Below are 18,995 nucleotides of genomic sequence, written 5' to 3' on the forward strand. Positions count from 1 at the left end.
ATGCGACGGCGCTGATGGGCACCGCCGCCACCGATGACGACGTCGAGGCGATCCCGCTCAGACGGCCGTGGCGCTACATCAGTGCCGTGGCGGTCCTCGCGGTCGTCGTCTGGTTCGTCGTCGCCGTCGCCACCAACCCCAACCTCGACTTCGGCGCGGTGGGGGAGTTCCTCTTCGACGCGCGCATCCTCGAGGGCGTCTGGCTCACGATCCTCATCACCGTCATCTCGATGCTCGTCTCGACCCTGCTGGCGGTGGTCATCGCGGCGATGCGCCTGTCGCCGAATCCGGTGCTCATGAGCGTCGCCTGGTTCTACGTGTGGGCGTTCCGCGGCACCCCGGTGCTCGTGCAGATCGTGCTCTGGGGCTATCTCGGGCTGCTCTTCGACCAGATCAGGCTCGGGATCCCGCTCACCGAGGTCGTGTTCTGGGCGATCGACACGAACACCCTCGTCACCCCGTTCATCGCGGGCCTGCTGGCCCTCACGCTGAACCAGGCCGCGTACTCCTCGGAGATCGTGCGCGCGGGCATGATGTCGGTGGACGAGGGCCAGCGTGAAGCGGCGTATTCGCTGGGTATGTCTCCGCTCTACACCTTCCGGCGCGTGCTGCTGCCGCAGGCGATGCGGGTGATCATCCCGCCGATGGGCAACGAGCTGATCTCGATGCTGAAGAACACCTCGCTGCTCTCGGTGATCGCGGTGATGGAGCTCTACACCCAGGCGCAGGTGATCTCCTCGTCCAACCTCAAGCAGGTCGAGCTGCTCATCGTGGTGAGCCTGTGGTACCTCTTCATGACCAGCGTGCTCTCGGTGCCGCAGTACTACCTCGAGCGCCGCTTCGGCCGGGGCAGCTCGCGCAATTTGCCGCCCACGCCGCTCCAGCGGCTGCGCGCGGCGCTCGACAGGCGCAAGCCGGGCCCGCCGCCCGCCCCGCCGACCAACGCCGTGGAGGTGATCGGAGCATGACCGCGACCGATATCGCAGACGCCGCGCAGCCGCAGCGCGGCGAGGCGCTCGTGCAGATCCGCAGGGTGCGCAAGAGCTTCGGTGCGCACCAGGTGCTGCGCGACATCTCGCTCGAGGTGCCGGCCGGTTCCGTGACGGTGCTGCTCGGGCCCTCGGGGTCGGGCAAATCGACACTGCTGCGCTGCGTCAACCATCTCGAAACCATCGACGGCGGCAGGATCATCGTCGACGGCGAGCTCATCGGCTATCGGCAGGCCGGTGCGAAGACGCACGAGATGACCCCGCGGCAGATCGCGCGGCAGCGGCAGGACATCGGCATGGTGTTCCAGCGATTCAACCTCTTCCCGCACATGACGGCGCTCGAGAACATCATGGAGGCTCCCGTAGGGGTGGCCCGCCGCAGCCGGTCCGTCGCGAAGTCCCGGGCGCTCGAACTGCTCGACCGCGTCGGGCTCGCCGACTTCGCCGCACACTATCCCGCACAGCTCTCGGGCGGTCAGCAGCAGCGGGTCGCGATCGCACGGGCGCTCGCGATGGACCCGAAGCTCATGCTGTTCGACGAGCCCACGTCCGCACTCGATCCCGAGCTCGTCGGCGACGTGCTCGACGTGATGCGCGAGCTCGCCCGCGACGGCATGACGATGATCGTGGTCACCCACGAGATCGGCTTCGCGCGGGGCGTCGCGGATCAGGTCGTCTTCATGGACGGCGGCGTGGTGGTCGAGGCCGGCGCCCCGTCCGAGGTGCTCGACGCGCCGCAGCGCCAGCGCACGCGCAACTTCCTCGACAGCGTGAAGTAGGGGTCCGGATCCCGCTCGCCCATCTGTGCGAGCGGGATCCGTCAGCTCAGCATCTCGGCGAGGTCGGTGAGTGTCTCGCTCGTGCCGCCCTCGATGCGCACGCGCACCGAGTCGCGGGAGTCGACAGCGGTCGGGCCCCGGTTGATCACCGCGATCGGGATCCCGCGCCGTTCGGCGCGGTGCACGAGCCGCATGCCGGTGTTGACGGCGAGCGAGGTGCCCGCCAGCAGCAGTGCACCGGCATCGTGCACGAGCGTCTCGCCCGCGGCGAAGACCTCGGGCGGCACGGTCTCCCCGAAGTAGACGACGGCCGGCCGTAGCACCCCGCCGCAGTCCGGGCACTCGGGCACCAGCACGCTCGACGGGTCCGAGATGCGCGCGTCGCCATCCGGGCCGAGGGCCGCGTCCGCGTGCTCCTCCGCGTATCCCGGGTTGAGCTGGTCGAAGTTCGCGAGCACCTCTGCGCGGGTTCGCCGTCGGCCGCAGGCGACGCAGCGGATCGTGGCGCCGTTGCCGTGCAGTTCGACGACTGTGCGCGAGCCCCCGCGACGGTGCAGATCGTCGACGTTCTGGGTGATCACCCCCTCGATGCGCCCCGCGGCCTCGAGGTGGGCGAGCGCGCGGTGCCCGGCGTTGGGGGAGACTCCGGCGCTGCGGAGGAACCCGATCCGGGCGCCCGCCCAGAAGCGCCGTCGGTACGCCACATCGTGCATGAACTCCGCGATGTTCATGGGTGTGCGCGGGGGCGCGCCCGTGCCGCGGTAGTCGGGTATCCCGGAGTCCGTGCTGATCCCCGCCCCCGTCAGCACGGCGACGGGCCCGTGCGCGAAGAGCGCGGCGAGCTCGCGCATCGCATCGGCGTCGGGTTCCGGGCGTCGTGGCATGCTTCCTCCTCTCCGTCGAATCTACGGCACGGGCGCACCCGCCGCCTTCGTCGGCGCCTCGTCCCGCCGCGGCGATCCGGCGGCGAGTAGGATCGTCACCATGACCAGCGCTCGCGAACAGCTCATCGATCTCATCACCGGCGAGGCCGTCTTCCACGGCGACTTCACCCTGACGAGCGGCAAGAAGGCCACCTACTACATCGATCTGCGCAAGCTGAGCCTCGACCACCGCGCGGCCCCCCTCATCGGGCAGGTGATGCTCGACCTCATCGGCGATATCGACGGCGTCGTGGCGGTGGGCGGGCTCACGATGGGCGCCGATCCGATCGCCTCGGCGATCATGCACCAGGGGGTCGCTCGGGGCGAGGTCTACGACTCCTTCGTGGTGCGCAAGCAGCCGAAGGATCACGGCCGCGGCCGTCAGGTCGAGGGGCCGGATCTCGCGGGCAAGCGCGTGGTGGTGGTCGAAGACACGTCGACCACTGGCGGATCCCCGCTGCAGGCGATCGAGGCGCTCGAGAAGGTCGGCGCGGAGATCGCCGCGGTGGCCGTGGTCGTGGATCGCCAGGCCCCCGCGAAGGAGCGCATCGAGGCGGCCGGCTACGAGTACCGCTACGCGATCGGCCTCGACGACCTCGGGCTGCAGCCGCAGTAGGGCAGCGGGGGATCGCGCGGAGCGAGTCGCGGGTGAAGGGCCGGGCGAGTCGAACCCCGATCCGTCTTCGCTTGACACGAGTCGCACAGCTTTGCTTTACTGTGCGGTATGCATGACACCATTCGCACCCAGTCCGCCGTCGAGGTGAACTTTGGGCTGACCGGCATGATGATGGCCGGACGCGGTGACATGCGCTGTCGAATGTGCGCGTGAGCGAATCCAGGATCTCGTTCCCCAACGCCGCATCGTGCGACGTTTCGCTCGCCTCACCTGCTCGTATCGCAGATGAGCCGCGCTCCCGCGAGTCTCTGGGCTGAATCGCAGCCCGCTCGCCTCGCCGCCTCGTAGCGGCCCGCATTCCGCACTCCGAGTGCGCAGTCCCCGGAAGGGGCGCCTCGGACGCGACAGACAGCTCAAGGACATCATCATGAACGCCGTCACCCAGGCCCTCCGCACCGCCCGCCCCGACCTCGCCGCAGCACTGCCGGCCCTGAGCGCCCCCGAGCGCAACGTGCCCGAGGGCACGGAGGTGCGCGGCTTCGCGCTCTACGTGGGGCTCGCAGACGACAAGATCGCCGAGGGCGACCCGCGACTGGGCACCATTGTCACCCGGATCAAGCAGCTCGTCGCCGAGCTCGCCCCCGCGGCCGACACCTACGCCGCCGTCGCGCTCGCGCCCGAGGGCACCGGAGGCCGCGACGTCGACGTCGTGCGCCTCGCGCTGGGAGATCCGGCGGCGCACGCCCGCCAGAAGCAGCACGAGGCGGAGGCGGAGGATCGCGCCGCCAGCGGGGTGATCCTCGACCTCTCGCGCAAGCGCGTGCTGCTCGACAACGTGCCCGCCGCACTCACCTTCCGCGAGTTCGAACTGCTGCAGTACCTGGTGCTGCGCGAGGGGCGCACCATCAGCCGCGACGAGCTCATCACGGGGCTCTGGGCCGATGCGCCCGCCGAGGAGGTGCCGAGCGAGCGCACCATCGACGTGCACGTGCGGCGCCTGCGCGTGAAACTGGCGCAGTACCAGGACATCGTGCGCACGGTGCGCGGCACCGGATACCGCTTCGACCGGCACGCGGACGTCTCGATCCTGCACACCGCCGGCCCGAGCCCCGACGCGTTCTGAGCGACCGCCGAACACCGACGCCCGGCACACGGGTCCGGACCGTGTGCGGCCGTGCGGCTTCCGTGCAGTGGCCGCCTGCGGTAACGTCGTAGGAAGAACGCAGTTCCCGAGGAGGAGACCGAGATGACCACGTTGCCCCCTGAGGGCCAGGACGGCCAGGACACTGGCGGTCAGCCCACCAGCGATGCACCGCCCGCGGCTCCGACGCCGCCGGCCGCTCCCCAGCAGCCCGCCGCGGCCCCGCAGCAGCCCCAGTACCAGGCGCCGCAGCAGCCCCAGCCGCAGTACCAGGCCCCGCCCGCCGGCGGGTACCAGCAGCCGCAGCAGGGCTACGCCCAGCCTGCCGCCGATCCGGTGAGCAACATCACCCTCAACTACTGGCTGTCGGTCTTCTTCACCTGGATCCCGGCCCTCATCTTCTTCCTCATCGAGAAGGACAAGGGCAATCAGCAGGCGTACGCGTTCCACCGCGACAACCTCAACTTCTCGCTGCTGCGCGTCGGTGTGGTCGTGGCGACCTACATCCTGATGATCATCCCCTACATCGGCTGGCTGCTCGCGCTCGTGCTGTGGCTCGGATCGCTGGTGCTGTTCGTGTTCCACATCATCGCCGCCGTGAAGGCTCCCGACGCATACCGTCGCGGCGGGCAGCCGGAGTTCATCTTCAACATTCCGCTGGTGAAGTAGACGGCTACCGCGAAACGGCTCGGGCCCCCGGCCCGGGCCGTTTCGTCTATCCGGGGCTGCGCGATCCGCGCCCGTGCGGCGATCCGCGCCCGTCACGCGATCGCTGCTCCTTGCGCTCCCGCCGTGCGGCGCGCCACAGATTCCAGCGCTCCCAGAAGCGGGCGAGCACGCGTCGTAGCCACCCGAGCAGGCGCCGGGCCCAGTGGTACTCGGTGCCGAGCACGGTGAGTCCGATGAAGACGATGAGCCAGCCGGGCCCCGGGAGCGGCACGAGGATCAGGCCGACGATGACGATCACTACTCCGAGCGCCGTGATGATCACCTTGTAGGTCGTGTTGAGCCAGGGCCGCCGGCGGATCGAGGCGCGCCACCGCTCCATGAAGCGCCCCACGCGCCTGCTGAGCCGGTGGGCGCGTTCCGCGTCGCCGGCGTAGGGGTCGGTCATGCCTCCGAGGATACGGGCGCGCCCTGGCATTCGGCCGCATGCGGGGCGGGGTCCGTGCGGGCCCCGCCGCCTACACTGGTGCGTATGACTGCACCCGTGCCCGCGCGGTGGCGCGCCGTGTCCGCGGCCGCGGGGCTCATCGCCCCGGACGGAGCGGTGCGCCCCACGATCTTCGCCGAGATGACGGCGCTCGCGCAGCAGACCGGCGCGGCGAACCTGGGCCAGGGGTTTCCCGACAGCGACGGCCCGGAGTGGATCCGCGAGGCCGCCGTGCGCGCGATCCGCGAGGGCGCGAATCAGTACCCGCCGGGACGGGGGATTCCGCGGCTGCGTGCCGCGATCGCGTCGCACCAGCGCCGGCACTACGGCCTCGAGGTGGATCCGGAGCGCGAGGTGCTCGTCACCGCGGGGGCGACCGAGGCCCTCACCGCGGCTATCCTCGCGCTCGCCGGCCCGGGCAACGAGGTCGTGACGCTGGAGCCCTTCTACGACTCCTACGCGGCGTGCATCGCCCTGGCGGGGGCGCGGCACGTCACCGTGCCGCTCGTTCCCGGCCCCGAGGGGTTCCGCCTCGACGTCGCGGCGCTCGACGCGGCCGTGGGGGAGCGCACCCGACTGATCGTGGTGAACACCCCGCACAACCCCACCGGCACCGTGCTGACCGGGTCCGAGCTCGCTCGCATCGCGGCGGCGGCCGTGCGCGCCGACGCAGTGGTCGTCACCGACGAGGTCTACGAGCACCTGGTCTTCGACGGCGCCGCACACATGCCGCTCGCGACGCTGCCGGGCATGGCCGAGCGCACGCTCACCGTCTCGTCGGCGGGCAAGACCTTCTCGGTGACCGGGTGGAAGGTCGGCTGGGCGAGCGGGCCGGCCGAGCTCGTCGAGGCCGTGCTCGCAGTGAAGCAGTACCTCACCTACTCGGGAGGGGCGCCATTCCAGCCCGCGATCGCCGACGCGCTCGAGGCGGGCGACGGCGAGGTCGCCGCACTGCGCGACTCGCTGCGGCGGCGGCGGGACCTCCTCGCCGCGGGGCTGCGCGACGCCGGCTTCGAGACCGTGGTGCCGCAGGGCACCTACTTCGTGTGCGCAGACGCCGCGGCGCTGCCGGACGGTGCAGACGGCGCGGAATTCGCCCGCTCCCTCCCCGGCCGGGCGGGCGTCGCCTGCGTGCCCGTCTCCGCGTTCTGCCGCGCGGGATCGGAGGCCGCGACGGCCCTCTCATCGTGGGCGCGTTTCACCTTCGTCAAGGACGAGCCGACGCTGCGCACGGCGATCGGCCGGTTGCTGGCTCTGCGCGGCTGACGGGGCGCCGCGCTTCCCGGACGGGGCGCGATACGTGTGGCGCGGGCGGGCGGCGCTACCCAGGGAGGCGGTGATCGATCCCTAGTTCTCGGCATCTCAACACCCATTGCGGGATTCAGCACACGCACCCAGTGGCGCGGCGAGAGACCATCGTGATGCTGGGCCTGTTGCGTCTGCGACGGGTCGACACGAGTCGAGCAGGGAGCTGCTCTGCGCCGAAGAACGATCTCCGGCCGACTCGAAACCCGAACATCTCTACGGGGGACGCACCGACCGATGAACTCTTCTGTGCACACTGCAGCGATTGCGCGACCGCGAACCCTGCGATCCGGGAGCCCCGGGGCGCGCCCGAATTTCCATTGCCCGGTGCGCCGCCGCGGTGCTAACTTGTCCACAACAGTCGGTGCCTCATGAGAAGGCGAGTACCCATGTTCGTCGGACGGACTCAGAGCCTCAACGCCGCGGCCGAACTGGTGCGGGCGAACTTGAGCGTGGATGTCGTGGGAAGCCGCGGCAGCGGGAAGACCACGTTCCTCGAGCACCTCAGGCACGAGCTGGTCGAGTCCGACTGGCAGGTCGTCTCGATCCGGGGCGTCGCCTCGCTCCGGCAGCACCCGCTCGCGGCGCTGCACCTGGAAGAGATCGGGCAGGCCGGCCCCGGGGCGCTGCAGGCGACCGCGACGGCGCTCCACGACCGGGTCGTGCGCCCACGATCGGTCATCCTGCTCGACGACTGGGACGACCTCGACGAGGCGACCTGGGGGGTCGTGGAGTCGGTGCGGAGGTCGCTCGGAGTGCCCGTCGTGCTCTCGCGCCTCGAGGGACTGCACGCCAGGCAGACCCCGAGCGGTCTGCCTGCCTCCACCATCGGTCCGACCTACGTGATCGAGATGACGCCCCTGCGCATCGACGAGATCGAACGGGCCCTCGAGGACTACCTTGAGGGCCCGATCGAGAGCAGCACGCTCATGCGGGTGTTCGCGAAGGCCGGGGGAAACATCGGCCTGACGATGGGGATCGTGATCGCCGCGCTGCGCGAGCGGCGGATCACCCGCTCCAACGGCGGCTCCTGGATCAGCTCCGGCGAACTGTGGAGTCCGTCGCTTCGCGCGGTGCTCGAGAGCCAGCTCGAAGACCTGGGCAGCGAAGCCCGGGACGCGATCGAGATCATCGCGCTCGTCGGTTCCGCCGACATCGAGAGCGTGCGGAGGCTGGTCGACTGGGAGACCCTCGAACTGCTGGAGCGGCGCGGGCTCGTAGCGCTGCTTCCGAGCAGCCCGAGCGTTCTCGTCACGGTCGTGCCGCCGCTGCTGGTCGAGTATTTCCGGCACGAGCGGTTCACAGCGAGGAGGATCCGCCTGCGCGAGCTCATCGTGCAGCAGCTCGGTTCCGCAGAGTCCGCATTCGCCGTGCTCTCCGAGCGCGAAACCCGCCCGACGGGCCTCACGAACGACGCGGCGCTCTTCGCCGGTTTGGCGAAGGAGCGAGCGCGCACGCGGCGACTCGTGACCGCAGCCGAGTGGGAGGCGCACGCGAACCCGGCCAGTGCGACCCGCTACGTGGAGGCGCTTCTGCAGTCGCTGTCGCCGGCCGTCGAAGAGACTGTGGAGCACGTATTCGCGACCACCGACGACGCGCTCGGCGACAACGAGCAGCGCTGCGCCTATTTCGTGCTGCAGGCGGAGTGGCGCGCGTACGCGCGGGGCGACGTCGAAGGCGCGCTCGAGATCCTGCGGGTGGCGAGGCCCACGCTCGGTCAGTTCGAGCGCGCCATGGACGCGGCAGAGGTCACCGTGCTCACGAGCGTGGGCGCGATCCCCGACGACTTCCCGGAGAAGCTCGAGATGGAGGGCGGGATCCCGACGAAGGTGCGGCTCGCGCTGCTCGAGGCGCAGATGCTCGTGCTCGTCTGCACGGCCCGGTTCACCGAGGCGCTCGCCGTCTTCGACGCGCTCAGCAATGAGGCCGACGCCCTGGATCCGGGTGTCGAGAACTTCCAGCCGAGCGTGCTGCGGGGCTTCGCGTTGCTCGGGCTCGGGCGGCACGCCGAGGCGCTCGACCTCCTGACCCGGGGCTTCGAGGATGCGAAGAGCTACCTCAACGTCGAGGCCTACCGCGCGTTCGGCGCCGCGATCGCGCTGTGCCACACGCACTCGGGAAGCTCTATCGAGATGGACGATCTCTTCGAGCGCGTGTTCACCACGGGCGCACCGGCACCGTTCCCGCACGGTGCTCAGATCGCCCTCTTCGCGATCGCATCGATGACCGCGTGTCGTCGCGGGCAGATCTCCGCAGCCGAGCGATACGTCGCAGACGCACGCCGCTACGGGCTGACCGATGGGCCGTTGCCCGGGCAGTCTCTCGCCTGGCCCACGGCCTGGCTCATGCTGAACGGCGGAGACCGGGAGCGAGCCGCCGACGAGCTCTGGCGGGCATCGCTCGCCCAGTGGGAGCGGGGCGCTACCTTCGCGGCGATCCTGGGCCTCCTCGCGGCGGTGGAGATCAATCCCGATCCCGAGCGGCTGAGCCGGGTGACCGGTTACCTGGAGGGCATGCCTGAAGCCGTGGTGATGCAGGCTCAGGGAGCGTACGTCGCCGCACTGGTGCATCATGACCCGGCGGGAATGCTCCTGGCGGCAGAACGTCTCTCGCACTACGGCCGCTACGCGCTCGCCGTGACGGCCTGCCAGTACGCGGCGGAGTGGTGCGAAGCGGCGGAGGACACCGAGGGGCTGCACGCGGCGAGAGCCCTCGAACAGGTGATCCGGGCTCGCGTTGATCAGATCCCCCTCGATACCTCGCGGTTCATCGCCCCGAGCGCGGTGCTCTCCGAGCGGGAGCGGGAAGTGGCTCGATTCGCGGCGCGCGGGCTGACCAACCAGGAGATCGCGGCGCAGCTCGTGATCAGTGTGCGAACGGTCGAGAACCACATGCACAAGGCGATGCGCAAGCTCGGCGCTTCGACGCGGCACGCGCTGGGTGCCATGCTTCTCGATACGTGAGTACCACTCTGCTGAGCACCCTGTCGACTACCTAGTCGATGTGGCGGGAGTTCTGGCGCGGCACGCGTCAATGCTCTTCTCGGGGCCGGTCCGCACTCATCCGGCCTGTTCGAGTACTTTTCACGGGCGGCTGGCGGCAGTCTTGAAGACAGCAAGGCACGGCGGCCCTCCCCGGCCGGGTCTCTCTTTCTCCCTAATCCCCTGCGAGACTCGAGTGCCGTCCTTGTGGAGAACGAGTGTCTTCCCGATCACTCGTTCTGGGTGCGGTGGCCCTGGACTCCCCTTCCAGGCCGCCGCACCTTTTTCTTCATCCGGGCACCGCAGGCAGAGCCGCCGCCGCGGCGGTGCGCCAGGTCAGACGTCGATGCGATCCGACTGCGGAGATGAACATCCGGTGACGAGCGCTCGATCCGCTTGCGCTCCGATTCGGCGCGCATCAATATAGAAGAATGTCGAATCAAGCATCCGCGTCGTCTGCGCGCGAGCTCCGAGCAGGGGCGGGAACGAAGCGGCTGTCGCCCCTCGATAGGTGGCTGCCGCTCTGGATCGGTCTCGCCATGGTCGGGGGCCTCGCACTCGGCCGCTTCGTGCCGGGAATCTCCGATCTGCTCGCCCGCCTGGAGGTCGGGGGCATCTCCGTGCCGATCGGTCTCGGCCTCCTGGTGATGATGTACCCGGTACTCGCGAAGGTCCGCTACGACCGCGTCGCCGCGGTGACCGGAGACCGGAGACTGCTGCTCTCCTCGCTGGCCCTGAACTGGCTGGTCGGGCCTGCGGTGATGTTCGCGCTCGCCTGGGTGTTCCTGCCCGACCTTCCCGAGTACCGCACGGGACTCATCATCGTCGGCCTCGCCCGGTGCATCGCGATGGTCGTGATCTGGAACGACCTCGCCTGTGGCGATCGCGAGGCGACGGCGGTGCTGGTCGCGATCAACTCCGTGTTCCAGGTCGTAATGTTCTCAGTGCTCGGGTGGTTCTATCTCACGGTGCTTCCCGGCTGGCTCGGCCTCGACACTCAGGGGCTCGAGATCTCGATGGGGCAGATCGCTCTGAACGTGCTCGTATTCCTCGGCATCCCGCTCGTCGCCGGCTTCGCTTCACGCTGGTTCGGCGAGCGGCGCGGCGGCCGTGACTGGTACGAGCAGACGTTCCTCCCCGCGATCGGGCCCTGGGCCCTCTACGGGCTGCTCTTCACGATCGTGCTGCTGTTCGCGCTGCAGGGCGACGCGGTGCTCGCGAGGCCGTGGGATGTGGCGAGGATCGCCCTGCCCCTCCTTGTCTACTTCGGGGTGATGTGGTTCGTCGGTCTGCTGCTCGGGCGTCGCCTCGGCCTCGGCTATGCGCGCTCGGCGACGCTCGCGTTCACGGCCGCCGGCAACAACTTCGAGCTCGCGATCGCGGTCGCCATCGGTACCTTCGGAGCCGCCTCCGGGCAGGCGCTGGCCGGGGTGGTCGGCCCGCTGATCGAGGTGCCCGTGCTCGTCGGGCTCGTCTACGTCTCCCTGTGGGCGGCGAAGGCCTGGTTCGGCACGGACCCGCATCTCGCCCCGACCGAATCGAGTGCATCATGACCGCCGCCGAGACTGTCCCCGCACCCGAGACCTCCGCCGAGACCTCCGCCGAGACCTCCGCCGCCCCGTCCGCCGTCGCGTGCGTGCCGTCGACGAGCCACGCGATGGGTGCGGAGGCCGCTGCGACCGTGGCGGCGTCGCTGAAGGCGCTCGGCGATCCGCTCCGGCTGCGTATGCTCTCGGCGATCGCAGCGGATCCGAGGGGGGAGACCTGCGTGTGCGACCTCGCCGAGCTCTCCAGGGTCTCGCAGCCGACCGTCTCCCACCACCTGCGGGTGCTCAAGGAGACCGGGCTGCTGCGCTCGGAGCGGCGGGGAACCTGGGTGTGGTACCGGATCGCCACCGGCAGGCGGCGCGCCGTCGCCGCGCTGCTCGACGCGTTCGCGCCCGCCGCGCTGCTCGATGCGCCGGAGGGCGAGGCTGCCGGGGGAGACACGGCCGAGGGCAACGCGGAACAGGGGGAGGAGCTCCGGCTGATGGACGCGCGCGTGGCCCGCCTCGCCGCCGAGCTGGCCGATGCGCACACCGCGCTGGATCGCGAACTCGTCGCCGTCATCGTCCGCGAGTCCTACGCAGATCTCGTGCGCTCCGCGAAGCTCACCCGACATCTCGTCCCGCTGACCGAGCGGTTCGCCCGACAGCGGCTCGCCGACTTGCTGCGGGACCGGGATGCCGGCCCGCCGCAGGTGCTCTTCGTGTGCGTGCAGAACGCGGGTCGCTCGCAACTCGCCGCGGCGCTGCTCAATCGGCTCGCGGGCGGGCGCGTGATCGCCCGCTCGGCGGGCTCGACGCCGGCCGCTGAGGTGCACCCGCGCGTGCGCTCGCTGCTCATCGAGCTCGAGGGCGACGCCGGTGCCGAGCGGTACCCGAAGCCCCTCACGGACGACGCGGTGCGCGCGGCCGACGTCGTCGTCACGATGGGGTGCGGCGACGTCTGCCCGATCGTCCCGGGTGTGCGCTACGAGGACTGGGCGATCGCCGATCCCGCCCTCGCCGCGCACGAGGGGGTCGAGGCGATCCGGGACGAGCTGACGGAGCGCGTGCGCGCGCTCCTCGCCACCCTTCCTGAGCGCCCATCCGAGGCGCAGCGAAACGACCGACACGAGGAGTCCCGCCATGCCTGATCAGAAGCCTTCCGTGCTGTTCGTCTGCGTGCACAACGCCGGGAGATCGCAGATGGCCGCGGGATACCTCCGCCATCTCGCCGGCGACCGCATCGAGGTGCGGTCGGCGGGATCCGTCCCCGCAGAGCATGTCAACCCGGTCGCCGTCGAGGCCATGCGCGAGGAGGGCATCGACATCGCGTCGGAGCAGCCCAAGGTGCTCACCGCAGATGCCGTGCGGGAGTCCGACGTCGTGATCACGATGGGCTGCGGCGACGCGTGCCCGTTCTTTCCCGGCAAACGCTACGAGGACTGGAAGCTCGACGACCCGGCCGGCCGGGGCATCGAGGCCGTTCGTCCGATTCGCGACGCGATCAGGGCGCGCATCGAGGCGCTGATCGCGGATCTGCTCGCTCGGTGAGCGCGGAGGAGGTGCCCGCGCCAGCGCCCGCGCCCCCGCGCGGGCGGGTCGGCGAGGTCTTCCGCGCGTTCCTGAAGCTCGGCGTCAGCTCCTTCGGCGGCCCGGCCGCCCACCTCGGCTACTTCCGCGAGGAGTTCGTCGTGCGCCGCCGATGGATCGGCGAGGCCCAGTACGCCGAGCTCGTCGCGCTCTGCCAGTTCCTCCCCGGCCCCGCGTCGAGCCAGGCGGGGTTCGCGCTCGGGCTTCTGCGCGGCGGTCCGCTCGGCGCGCTCGCGGCCTGGGCCGCGTTCACGCTTCCCTCCGCCGCGCTGCTCGTGCTCTTCGCCGCCGGGGCGTTGGCGATCGACGGACCGCTCGGGCAGGGGGCGCTTCTCGGACTGCAGGCGGTTGCCGTTGCGGTGGTGGCGCACGCCGTCGTGGGGATGGCCCGCACGCTGACGCCGGATCTGCGGCGCGCACTCATCGCACTGGTCTCCGCCGGGCTCGCCCTGCTGCTGCCCGGCAGCCTCGGCCAGATCGCGGCGATCGCGGCCGGAGCGGCGGCGGGGGCGCTGTGGTGCCGCCCCGGTCCGGGGGAGCAGTCGGCCGAGCCGCTCGCCGTCGCCGTCTCCCGTCGCGCCGCGCTCGTGGCGCTGACGCTGTTCGTCCTCCTGCTCATCGGGCTTCCGCTGCTCGTGCGACTCACCTCGTCGGCGTGGCTCGGAGCCGCGGACGCCTTCACCCGCGCGGGCGCGCTCGTCTTCGGCGGGGGGCACGTCGTGCTGCCGCTGCTGCAGGCCGAGCCGGCGATCGCGGGTTCGGTGTCGCACGAGCAGCTCCTGGCCGGATACGCTGCGGCGCAGGCGGTTCCGGGGCCGCTGTTCACCGTTGCCGCCGCCTACGGATTCGAGATGGCCCCCGGCTCGGCCGCACTCGCGGCGGCGCTGCTGGCCCTGATCGCGGTGTTCCTGCCCGGCATGCTGCTGCTGATCGCGGCGCTGCCGTTCTGGAATCGGCTGCGACGCGTCCCGAGCGCGCGGGCGGCGCTCGCGGGGGCGAGCGCCGCGGTCGTCGGAATCCTCGCAGCGGCGCTCTACAGCCCGGTGATCACCTCGGGCATCACCGGGAGCGCAACACTGGTCATCGCGCTGGTGTGCATTCTGGCGCTCCGGGTCCTGAGGATCCCCGCGTGGGCGGTCGTGCTCGGCGGAGCGGCGCTCGGGATGATCGCCGTGCTCACCGATATCGGGATCGGCTGGGGGTGATTCGGGCCGGGCGATCCGGTCACTCGCCCGCGCCGAGCTCCCCGGTCAGGCGCGAATGGAACGCTGTGGCGTCGGCGTTCATGCCGACGAGCTCCACCGTCGCGCCGTGCTGCGCGTACTTCGTCACGATCGCGTCGAGCGCGGCGACGCTCGACGCGTCCCAGACATGCGATCGGGTCATGTCGATGACCACGCGAGCGGGATCCTTCGCGTACTCGAACAGCGTCGTGAGGTCGTTGCTCGACGCGAAGAACAGTTCGCCGGTCACGACGTAGTGCGCGGTGTCGACGCCGTCGACGGAGGAGACGGTGCGCTCGACCGATACGAAGTGCGCGACGCGGCGCACGAACAGCACCGAGGCGACGAACACGCCCACGATGACGCCGATCGCGAGATTGTGGGTGACGACCACGACCGCGACCGTGGAGATCATGACGAAGGTCTCGCTCTTCGGCATGCGCTTCAGCGTGGCGGGCATGATGGAGTGCCAGTCGAAGGTGGCGACCGAGACCATGATCATCACCGCGACCAGCGCGGCCATCGGGATCACGCCGACCAGGTCGCCGAGCAGCACGACGAGGATGAGGAGGAAGACCCCCGCGAGGAACGTCGAGATGCGCGTGCGCGCCCCGGAGGCCTTCACGTTGATCATCGTCTGGCCGATCATCGCGCAGCCGCCCATGCCCCCGAAGAGGCCCGAGACGATGTTCGCGACGCCCTGTCCCCACGACTCGCGGGTCTTGTTCGAGTGCGTGTCGGTGACGTCGTCGACGAGCTTGGCGGTCATGAGCGATTCCATGAGGCCCACGAGCGCCATCGCGAGTGCGTAGGGGGCGATGATCGCGAGGGTCTCCCAGGTGAGCGGCACATCCGGGATGAACAGCTCGGGCAGGCTCTCGGGGAGCTCCCCCTGATCGCCGACGGTCGGCACGTTGACGGCGAAGACCACCACGACGGCGGTGACGATGAGGATCGACACCAGAGGGGCGGGCACGACCTTGGTAATGCGCGGCATGAAGACCATGATCAGCAGGCCGGCCGCGACGAGAGGATAGACCATCCACGGCACGCCGATGAGCTGCGGGAGCTGGGCCGAGAAGATGAGGATCGCGAGCGCGTTGACGAACCCGACCATCACGCTGCGCGGAATGAACCGCATCAGCTTCGCCACGCCGAGCACGGCCAGCACGATCTGGAGGACGCCGGCCAGCAGCACGGTGGCGATGAAGTACTCCATGCCGTAGTCGCGTGCGACGGGGGCGATCACCAGAGCGATCGCACCCGTCGCGGCGGTGATCATCGCGGGGCGTCCACCGACGAACGCTATGGTGATCGCCATGATGAAGGACGAGAAGAGGCCCACCTTGGGGTCCACGCCCGCGATGATCGAGAACGAGATCGCCTCGGGGATCAGCGCGAGCGCGACCACGAGCCCCGCGAGCGCTTCGCGGGTGAGGATGCGCGGGTTCCGCAGCGCGGTGCGCACGGACGGCTCGGGCCGGTATCGTCTGGGGTCTTCACGCGTGGGGGTCGCAGGCACGCGATAAACAGTAACGTAACGTGAGGTTTGAAGCGAATGGAGGCGGACCACCCATGCCGCAACAGGGAATGATGCACATCGGCGAGCTGGCCGAGCGGACGGGGCTCTCGCTGCGCACGATCCGTCACTACGACGAGATCGGTCTGCTCGCGCCCTCGGGGCGTTCTGAGGGCGGATTCCGCCTGTACACGGAGGACGACTTCGACCGGCTGATGCTGATCCGCCGCATGAAACCGCTCGGATACTCGCTCGATCAGATGGGCGATCTGCTGCGCGCCATCGACGCCGTGACCCGCCCGGGCGTCGACTCCGAGGGCGCCGGCCGCGCGCTCGCCGACTTCCGGCAGGACGCGCGGGAGCGGCGCGCGAGACTCGCCGAGCAGCTCGGCATGGCCGACGAGTTCCTCGCACTGCTGGAGGCGCGCATCCGCTGAGCGTCTGCTGCACCGCGGTCGAGGGTGCCTCGTGTGCGGGGCTGCGCGATTGCCATCGGGCCGTATGGCGGGATCTCACCGACCGATCGGAGTCGACCGCGGTATCGTGTGTAGACAGGAACGGCGCATTTCCGAGGCAATGGGGCAGGGAACATGAACGTATCGTCTTCGAACCCGACCTCGGCGTGGCGACGATTCTGGAACCGGGGCGGGTTCTGGAAAGCGCTCGGCTTCACGGTGGCGTACTGGGTGATCTATCAGCTCATCGGCGGCGGCACGGGCGCGGCCTTCGGAGGCCTCATGGTCGAGGGGGATCCCCTCGCCTCTCCGCTCAATGTCCTCCTGGGCAAGGCGTTGCCGATTCTCATCACCGGCGCGCTCGCGCTCGCACTGGCCGCGTCGCTGGGCTGGCTCAGGGACCTCTTCGGCCCGCAGCCGATCAGCGGTCCGGGATGGATGTGGATCGCAGTCGTCGTCGTGATGGGATTCAACGTCCTGCGGTTCGCGTCGGTCGACTATTCGGCTGCGGGGGCCGGTCTCGTCATCTCGATCCTGATCCTCGGCCTGTGCGTCGGCTTCACCGAGGAGCTCATCGCGCGCGGGTTCAACGTGCTGCTGCTGCGGCGCGGCGGGTACGGTGAATGGTCGGTGATGATGCTCACCGCGCTGCTCTTCTCGCTCATGCATCTCGGCAACTTCTTCGCGGGACTCGCGCCGATCTCGTTGGCCGTGCTCGCCGTGTACACCTTTGCGTTCGGGATCATGATGTATCTCGTCTTGCGGGTGACGCGGAGTCTTGTCTGGGCGATGCTCGCCCATGCGGCCACTGACCCGAGCCTGATGCTGCTCACCGGGGGTATCGACACTGCGGGACAGCTCGGAGACCCCGGGCCGCTCCTGCAGGTCGCCAACCAGGCCAACCTCGTGGTGATCCTGTCAGCGATCGTGCTGCTGATCTTCGTTCGCGGCAAGGTGGGTCGAGCCCATTTCGGGGTCGAGACGGGGGCGCCCTGAGCGTTGCGCCCGCGCCCGTCGCGCCTGCGCCCGTCGCGCCCGCGCCCCGCGGACTCCGCCGCTCAGAGGAGTCCGCGCCGCTACGACTCCGACTGCCGCAGCGCCGCCGCGTTCAGCTGGACGGCGGCGAGCAGCACCGGGTCGGCCTGGCCGGGCCAGGTGCCCACGAGGATGCCCGAGCGCTCGGGGGCGGCCGCGTCGAGACCGAGTCGCCGAACGATCTCGATCACCCCGATGCCGGTCTCGACGCGGGTCGTCACCCCGGCCGCACGGGTCGGCTCCGCCGAGGCGTCGAGCTCGTCGACGTCGATGCCGGATCCGCGGACCCGCGTGTCGTTCTCGAGCACGACGGGTTCGCCGCCGGTGTCGAGCAGCCGCGCGGCTTCGCCTCGGCCGAACAGCACGGTCTCGACGACCGCGCGGATGTAGGCGGGATCGTGGCTGCCCTCGGACACCCAGCGCTGTCCCAGCACCCCGTGCTCGAGCGTGCCGATCACGCTGCCGGGCGAGACAGCCGGCGGGCCGCCCCGGTAGGTGAGCGGCACCTGGAACACGTCGTCGCCGCCGGCGGTGACGAGCAGCGTCTCGATGCCGACCTCGCCGTCGGGGTCGTCGAAGCGGAAGCTGCCGACCTGCTGCAGCGCGGTCGCATCGCCGCTGAACCAGGGCTGCCCGGGCAGCCACCGGGAGAGCAGTTCGAGCTTCGTCGGGGAGAGCGTGGTCTCGTGGAGAATCGCCAAGGGTCGGGCCTTTCTGTCGTGACGGGGGTCTACGGGGCGGACGCGCCCGTGCTCAGGGGGTCTCCGCCCACGCGCAACCCAGCACGCCGTCCTGCTGCACGCCGATCAGGATCCATCCGGGGAACGGCTCCCCGTAGACCGGCCACGGTTCCACCGGGAACGCCCCGACCTCCGCGCCGCCGGTGATCTCGGCGCCGACAGCCTCGTCGGGCACCGGGTGGAGCTCGCCCGAGTAGGGCACCGCCTCGTATTCGGCGGCGACGGGGCACAACCCTCCGAAGCCCCCGGCCGGGTCGGTGCGCACCGGCCACCACTCGCCCGCGTTCCTGGCCTCCATCGCGGTGACCACGCGGGTGCGCTCATCGGTGCCGGTTTCGGTGCAGGGCAGCGCGTCTTCCCCGATCGTGCGGCGCGTCTCGTGGATCTGCACGCCACCGCCTTCCGCCGCCGTGACCGAGTGGGTGACCGTGCCGCACCTGCTGGCGCGGGCCACCGGCAGGGTCACCTGCACCGGTCCGTCGTCGTCGGCCACCCACAGATACCACTGCTCGTCGACCGCGTTCCCGTCGAGTCTCGTCACCTGCACCGCGGCGTCCATACGGTCGTCGTCGGTCAGCTGGGCGTGCACCGTCTCGCCGAGCGTGTAGGTGACCATGCCGTCCGTCGCCGACCCGTCGACGAACTCGAGCTGCACCGTCTCGGGCAGGTTGCCTCCCGGTCGGAACACCCACGGAAGCGAGCCGAAGTCGGTCTCCTCGAGGCCGGCGGACGTCGGCGCGGCGGTCTCGGACGGCGCCGGCGACTGCTCCTGCGCCTCACCCTGCGCAGTGGATCCGTTCTGCAGTGGCGCCGGAGCGCATGCGACGAGCCCCGCCGCCGCGGTCGCGGCGGCGAGCACGACGGCCGCGCCGGTCGCGCACCGCGACCGTCCGAGTGCCTCATGTGCCCTGAGTGCCCTGAGTGCCCTGAGTGCCCTGAGTGCCCGCATGTCCTCCACCGTACGAGCCGGAGCCTGGCCGCGGGGAGGTTCGTGACCGAATCGAGAGCGAACGGTGCATC

Annotated in this window: 18 protein-coding genes; 13 read left to right on the top strand and 5 right to left on the bottom strand. The window is 70.3% G+C overall.

Going from position 1 to position 18,995, the window contains the following annotated elements:
* The first annotated feature begins 14 nt into the window (after window positions 1-14).
* Together EVS81_RS10460 and EVS81_RS10465 are read left to right on the top strand one after the other, a co-directional pair.
* Window positions 15-968: an amino acid ABC transporter permease gene (locus EVS81_RS10460; protein WP_130111402.1), complete on the top strand. Its 954-nt coding sequence runs from the start codon at window positions 15-17 to the stop codon at window positions 966-968.
* Complete coding sequence (locus tag EVS81_RS10465) at window positions 965-1,768, top strand: amino acid ABC transporter ATP-binding protein (RefSeq protein ID WP_130110339.1); 804 nt, start codon at window positions 965-967, stop codon at window positions 1,766-1,768. The genes EVS81_RS10460 and EVS81_RS10465 overlap by 4 nt, the downstream gene beginning before the upstream one ends.
* A gap of 41 nt (window positions 1,769-1,809) precedes the next feature.
* On the opposite strand, the gene EVS81_RS10470 is transcribed toward EVS81_RS10465, so the two are convergent.
* The gene (locus tag EVS81_RS10470; protein ID WP_130110340.1) at window positions 1,810-2,652 is read right to left on the bottom strand and encodes a Sir2 family NAD-dependent protein deacetylase; all 843 of its coding nucleotides are present in this window, start codon (window positions 2,650-2,652) and stop codon (window positions 1,810-1,812) included.
* A 100-nt stretch (window positions 2,653-2,752) separates the two neighbouring features.
* Here EVS81_RS10470 and pyrE point away from each other — a divergent pair, with 100 nt between their 5' ends.
* The 3 genes from pyrE (at window position 2,753) to EVS81_RS10485 (ending at window position 5,117) form a co-directional block, all read left to right on the top strand.
* Window positions 2,753-3,307, top strand: coding sequence for an orotate phosphoribosyltransferase (gene pyrE / locus EVS81_RS10475; protein WP_130110341.1), 555 nt, complete (start codon window positions 2,753-2,755; stop codon window positions 3,305-3,307).
* A gap of 427 nt (window positions 3,308-3,734) precedes the next feature.
* Window positions 3,735-4,430, top strand: a complete 696-nt coding sequence (locus tag EVS81_RS10480; protein WP_130110342.1) for a winged helix-turn-helix domain-containing protein — start codon at window positions 3,735-3,737, stop codon at window positions 4,428-4,430.
* 123 nt (window positions 4,431-4,553) lie between these two features.
* Window positions 4,554-5,117: a DUF4870 domain-containing protein gene (locus EVS81_RS10485; protein WP_130110343.1), complete on the top strand. Its 564-nt coding sequence runs from the start codon at window positions 4,554-4,556 to the stop codon at window positions 5,115-5,117.
* Window positions 5,118-5,163: 46 nt separating this feature from the next.
* Here EVS81_RS10485 and EVS81_RS10490 read toward each other — a convergent pair whose 3' ends face one another.
* On the bottom strand, window positions 5,164-5,562 hold the full coding sequence (locus EVS81_RS10490) for a TIGR02611 family protein (RefSeq protein ID WP_240739810.1): 399 nt from the start codon (window positions 5,560-5,562) through the stop codon (window positions 5,164-5,166).
* A gap of 84 nt (window positions 5,563-5,646) precedes the next feature.
* On the opposite strand from EVS81_RS10490, the gene EVS81_RS10495 reads away from it, so the two are divergent.
* The 6 genes from EVS81_RS10495 (at window position 5,647) to chrA (ending at window position 14,208) form a co-directional block, all read left to right on the top strand.
* Entirely contained in the window at window positions 5,647-6,867 is a 1,221-nt protein-coding gene (locus EVS81_RS10495) for a pyridoxal phosphate-dependent aminotransferase (RefSeq protein ID WP_130110344.1), read from the top strand.
* Window positions 6,868-7,295: 428 nt separating this feature from the next.
* On the top strand, window positions 7,296-9,869 hold the full coding sequence (locus tag EVS81_RS10500; protein WP_130110345.1) for a LuxR C-terminal-related transcriptional regulator: 2,574 nt from the start codon (window positions 7,296-7,298) through the stop codon (window positions 9,867-9,869).
* 449 nt (window positions 9,870-10,318) lie between these two features.
* Window positions 10,319-11,440 (top strand): ACR3 family arsenite efflux transporter, encoded by a 1,122-nt coding sequence (arsB, locus tag EVS81_RS10505; protein ID WP_165384245.1) that lies wholly within the window; start codon window positions 10,319-10,321, stop codon window positions 11,438-11,440.
* A gap of 104 nt (window positions 11,441-11,544) precedes the next feature.
* Window positions 11,545-12,564, top strand: a complete 1,020-nt coding sequence (locus EVS81_RS10515; protein WP_130111404.1) for a metalloregulator ArsR/SmtB family transcription factor — start codon at window positions 11,545-11,547, stop codon at window positions 12,562-12,564.
* Window positions 12,557-12,964 carry an arsenate reductase ArsC gene (locus tag EVS81_RS10520; protein ID WP_130110346.1) on the top strand — a complete coding sequence of 136 codons (408 nt, stop codon included), beginning with the start codon at window positions 12,557-12,559 and terminating at the stop codon, window positions 12,962-12,964. The genes EVS81_RS10515 and EVS81_RS10520 overlap by 8 nt, the downstream gene beginning before the upstream one ends.
* A complete protein-coding gene (chrA, locus tag EVS81_RS10525) occupies window positions 12,961-14,208 on the top strand; it encodes a chromate efflux transporter (RefSeq protein ID WP_240739811.1) in 1,248 nt (415 codons plus the stop codon). The genes EVS81_RS10520 and chrA overlap by 4 nt, the downstream gene beginning before the upstream one ends.
* Window positions 14,209-14,227: 19 nt before the next feature.
* Here chrA and EVS81_RS10530 read toward each other — a convergent pair whose 3' ends face one another.
* Window positions 14,228-15,748, bottom strand: a complete 1,521-nt coding sequence (locus EVS81_RS10530; RefSeq protein ID WP_130110347.1) for a SulP family inorganic anion transporter — start codon at window positions 15,746-15,748, stop codon at window positions 14,228-14,230.
* 53 nt (window positions 15,749-15,801) lie between these two features.
* Between EVS81_RS10530 and EVS81_RS10535 the strand changes: the two genes are divergently transcribed.
* Window positions 15,802-16,182: a MerR family transcriptional regulator gene (locus EVS81_RS10535; protein ID WP_130110348.1), complete on the top strand. Its 381-nt coding sequence runs from the start codon at window positions 15,802-15,804 to the stop codon at window positions 16,180-16,182.
* 153 nt (window positions 16,183-16,335) lie between these two features.
* Window positions 16,336-17,196, top strand: coding sequence for a CPBP family intramembrane glutamic endopeptidase (locus EVS81_RS10540; protein WP_130110349.1), 861 nt, complete (start codon window positions 16,336-16,338; stop codon window positions 17,194-17,196).
* An 80-nt stretch (window positions 17,197-17,276) separates the two neighbouring features.
* On the opposite strand, the gene EVS81_RS10545 is transcribed toward EVS81_RS10540, so the two are convergent.
* Together EVS81_RS10545 and EVS81_RS10550 are read right to left on the bottom strand one after the other, a co-directional pair.
* Window positions 17,277-17,936: a maltokinase N-terminal cap-like domain-containing protein gene (locus tag EVS81_RS10545; RefSeq protein ID WP_130110350.1), complete on the bottom strand. Its 660-nt coding sequence runs from the start codon at window positions 17,934-17,936 to the stop codon at window positions 17,277-17,279.
* Between the two features lie 52 nt (window positions 17,937-17,988).
* Complete coding sequence (locus tag EVS81_RS10550; RefSeq protein WP_130110351.1) at window positions 17,989-18,924, bottom strand: hypothetical protein; 936 nt, start codon at window positions 18,922-18,924, stop codon at window positions 17,989-17,991.
* Between the last annotated feature and the right edge of the window lie 71 nt (window positions 18,925-18,995).

The sequence above is a fragment of the Leucobacter triazinivorans genome, from assembly GCF_004208635.1.
GTDB classification, from domain to species: Bacteria; Actinomycetota; Actinomycetes; order Actinomycetales; family Microbacteriaceae; genus Leucobacter; species Leucobacter triazinivorans.

Coding starts and splice junctions, on each gene's coding strand:
- EVS81_RS10460 (WP_130111402.1), top strand. CDS start 15: ATGGGCACCGCCGCCACCGATGACGACGTCGAGGCGATCCCGCTCAGA.
- EVS81_RS10465 (WP_130110339.1), top strand. CDS start 965: ATGACCGCGACCGATATCGCAGACGCCGCGCAGCCGCAGCGCGGCGAG.
- EVS81_RS10470 (WP_130110340.1), bottom strand. CDS start 2,652: ATGCCACGACGCCCGGAACCCGACGCCGATGCGATGCGCGAGCTCGCC.
- pyrE (WP_130110341.1), top strand. CDS start 2,753: ATGACCAGCGCTCGCGAACAGCTCATCGATCTCATCACCGGCGAGGCC.
- EVS81_RS10480 (WP_130110342.1), top strand. CDS start 3,735: ATGAACGCCGTCACCCAGGCCCTCCGCACCGCCCGCCCCGACCTCGCC.
- EVS81_RS10485 (WP_130110343.1), top strand. CDS start 4,554: ATGACCACGTTGCCCCCTGAGGGCCAGGACGGCCAGGACACTGGCGGT.
- EVS81_RS10490 (WP_240739810.1), bottom strand. CDS start 5,562: ATGACCGACCCCTACGCCGGCGACGCGGAACGCGCCCACCGGCTCAGC.
- EVS81_RS10495 (WP_130110344.1), top strand. CDS start 5,647: ATGACTGCACCCGTGCCCGCGCGGTGGCGCGCCGTGTCCGCGGCCGCG.
- EVS81_RS10500 (WP_130110345.1), top strand. CDS start 7,296: ATGTTCGTCGGACGGACTCAGAGCCTCAACGCCGCGGCCGAACTGGTG.
- arsB (WP_165384245.1), top strand. CDS start 10,319: ATGTCGAATCAAGCATCCGCGTCGTCTGCGCGCGAGCTCCGAGCAGGG.
- EVS81_RS10515 (WP_130111404.1), top strand. CDS start 11,545: ATGGGTGCGGAGGCCGCTGCGACCGTGGCGGCGTCGCTGAAGGCGCTC.
- EVS81_RS10520 (WP_130110346.1), top strand. CDS start 12,557: ATGCCTGATCAGAAGCCTTCCGTGCTGTTCGTCTGCGTGCACAACGCC.
- EVS81_RS10535 (WP_130110348.1), top strand. CDS start 15,802: ATGCCGCAACAGGGAATGATGCACATCGGCGAGCTGGCCGAGCGGACG.
- EVS81_RS10540 (WP_130110349.1), top strand. CDS start 16,336: ATGAACGTATCGTCTTCGAACCCGACCTCGGCGTGGCGACGATTCTGG.
- EVS81_RS10550 (WP_130110351.1), bottom strand. CDS start 18,924: ATGCGGGCACTCAGGGCACTCAGGGCACTCAGGGCACTCAGGGCACAT.